The following is a 2,794-nucleotide window of genomic DNA, read 5'->3' as shown; positions in this document are numbered from 1 at the left end:
CCTTCATCGACGTAGGCGCCGATGTTGACGTAGGACGGCATCAGCACCACGTTTTTGGCGATGAAGGAGCCGCGGCGCGCGACGGCCGGCGGCACCACGCGGAAGCCGCCCTTGGCGAAATCTTCGGCGGTGTAGTTGGCGAACTTGGTCGGTACTTTGTCGTAGAACTGCATGGTGCCGTCGGACGGCATGGCGACGTTGTTCTCAAGACGGAACGACAGCAGCACGGCCTTCTTGACCCATTGATGGACGACCCAGGCGCCGCTGGCCTTGTCGGCCACGCGGATGGTGCCGGCGTCGAGGCCCGCGATCACATGCGAGACGGCGTCGCGCAGTTCGGCGCCGCCGTTGCCTGGATTGATCTCGGCGCGGTTGTCCCAGGCCTGGTCGATGATGTTCTGAAGTTGTTGGGTCATGATCTTTTAAATCTTTTAAATGAATGAAATGAGGGGGGCGAAAATTAACGCGACAAATTATCGAGCCAATGCCGTGCAAAACTGGACGATGCGCCGCGCCGCTTCGAGGCCTTCTTCGGCCTCCGCCACCAGCGCCATGCGGACCCGGTTGCGGCCCGGATTGAGGCCGTGGGCATCGCGCGCAAGATAGCTGCCCGGCAGGACGGTGACATTATATTCGGCGTACAGGCGCTGCGCGAATTCGGTGTCGGACAAACCGGTCCGGCTGACGTCGGCCCACAAATAAAAGCCGGCGTCGGGCAGCTCCACCCGCAACACCGTTTGCAGCAGCGGCGTGATGGCGGCGAACTTGGCGCGGTACTTGGCGCGGTTTTCTTCGACGTGGCGCTCGTCGTTCCAGGCCGCCACCGACGCCGCCTGCACGGCGGGGTTCATGGCGCCACCGTGATAGGTGCGGTACAGCAGGAATTTTTTCAGCACCTCGGCGTCGCCGGCGACGAAGCCGGAGCGCATGCCCGGCACGTTGGAGCGCTTCGACAGGCTGGAAAACACCACCAGCCGCGCGTAGGGCCGTTCGATGGTCGACAGGCCCAGCGTGTGGGCCGCTTCCAGCGCGCCCAGGGGCGCATGGTCGCCGTGGTAAATCTCGGAATAGCACTCGTCGGCGGCGATGATGAAGTCGTGGCGCTCGGACAGCGCGAACAAATTCTCCCAGTCCGTCAGCGTCAGCGTGGCGCCGGTCGGATTGCCGGGCGAGCAGAGGAACAGCAGCCGCACCCGTTGCCACACGGCGGCCGGCACGCTGTCGTAGTCGCAGCCGAAATTGCGCGCCGGGTCGGAGTTGACGAAGTAGGGTTCGGCGCCGGCCAGATAGGCCGCGCCTTCGTAAATCTGGTAAAACGGATTCGGGCACACCACCAGCGATTTCGCGGCCGGGTCGATCACCGTTTGCGCCAGCGCGAACAGCGCCTCGCGCGAGCCGTTCACCGGCAGCACCTGGGTGGCCGGGTTCAGCGCGGGCAGGCCGTAGCGCCGTTCCAGCCAGCCGGCGATGGCGCCGCGCAGCGCGTCCGAACCGAGGGTGGTCGGATAGCTGGCCAGGCCGCCGATATGGTCGACCAGCGCCTGCTCGATAAAGGCCGGCGTTGGATGTTTGGGTTCGCCCATCCCCAGGCTGATCGCGCTGTGCGCGGGGCTGGCGTCAACCTGCGCGAACAGCTGGCGTAGTTTTTCGAACGGATAGGGTTGCAGTTTGTCGAGATGTGGATTCACGGGACGGGCCAAAAGCGGTTGAAGGGATAGCTTTGCGGAGTGCCGGCGCGGTCCGCGCGCAGCCGCTCATTATAGCGCCGTTGCAGGGCCTCTGGTGCGTTGCAGCAGCGCCGATATGGCGCGAATTTGACGCCGCCGCGCGGATTGCTGAGTATTTTTATAAAGTGTAGCAATACACAACATCGTGTCATAATTCGCACTCGCGCGCGTCAAGGTCACGATCCCCGTCACGGTCACCTACAATCGACAAGGACTATCATGGAGCCCACACTCGCCGCCCCGGAGCCGGATAAGGATACGGACACGGTGCTGCTCGACGCGGTCGTCACCAGGCGCGCCATGTACGGCCGCCTGACGGTCGGCCTGCTGCAAGGCCTGCTGCTGTATGGCCTGTACCGCAGCGCGAACGGCGCGGCCTGGCCGTCCGGCGAACCCTATCTGTTCGTGCCGCTGCTGCTGATCGGCGTGATGCTGCCGCTGCTGTTCATCTCCGCCCTCGGCCACCTCGACGCCCGCCGCGCCGCGATCTGGATCGGCATCGCCGCCGCCGTCATGGCCGGCCTGGCGCTGCACGACGTCTGGCGCGACGGCGCCGGCGCGCAGATCATGCCGTTCGCGGCGCAGGGCCGCGCGCGCATGCCATCGGGCCAGCTGTTCTTTTTCGGCGCCGGCTTTTTCTACATCGCGCACGCGCTGGTGCTGGCGGCCGCCATCGACGGCCGCCGCATCGCGCGCTACGCCACTTACTTCGAGGTGGCGTGGACGCTGATGATACAGCTCCAGTTCTCGGCCATGTTCGTCGGCGTACTGTGGCTGGTGCTGTGGCTCGGTTCTTCGCTGTTCATGCTGCTGCGGCTCGATTTCCTCAAGCTGCTGATCGCGCAGTCGTGGTTCGTGGTGCCGGTGACCTGCTTCGCCTTTTCCTGCGCCATGCACATCACCGACGTGCGGCCGGCCATCGTGCGCGGCATCCGCACGCTGGTGCTGGTGCTGATGTCGTGGCTGCTGCCGGTGACGACGCTGATCGTGGCCGGTTTCCTGTGCACGCTGCCGTTCACCGGCCTCGAAGCGCTGTGGCAAACCCGCCATGCGTCGTCGGTGCTGCT

General features: G+C 65.1%; 1 protein-coding gene and 2 pseudogenes. 1 reads left to right on the top strand and 2 read right to left on the bottom strand.

Going from position 1 to position 2,794, the window contains the following annotated elements; genetic code table 11:
• Positions 1-416, bottom strand: a pseudogene (locus tag Q0S71_RS00765) (2,3,4,5-tetrahydropyridine-2,6-dicarboxylate N-succinyltransferase); the annotation flags it as partial.
• Positions 417-473: 57 nt separating this feature from the next.
• Positions 474-1,688 (bottom strand): succinyldiaminopimelate transaminase, encoded by a 1,215-nt coding sequence (gene dapC, locus Q0S71_RS00760; protein WP_295990118.1) that lies wholly within the window; start codon positions 1,686-1,688, stop codon positions 474-476.
• A gap of 258 nt (positions 1,689-1,946) precedes the next feature.
• Here dapC and Q0S71_RS00755 point away from each other — a divergent pair.
• Positions 1,947-2,794: pseudogene (locus Q0S71_RS00755) on the top strand (DUF4153 domain-containing protein); the annotation flags it as partial.

This window comes from Rugamonas sp. (assembly GCF_025354735.1).
GTDB lineage: Bacteria > Pseudomonadota > Gammaproteobacteria > Burkholderiales > Burkholderiaceae_D > Rugamonas.
The sequence above is the reverse complement of the archived record's forward strand: the minus strand, read 5'-3'. Positions and strand labels throughout refer to the sequence as shown.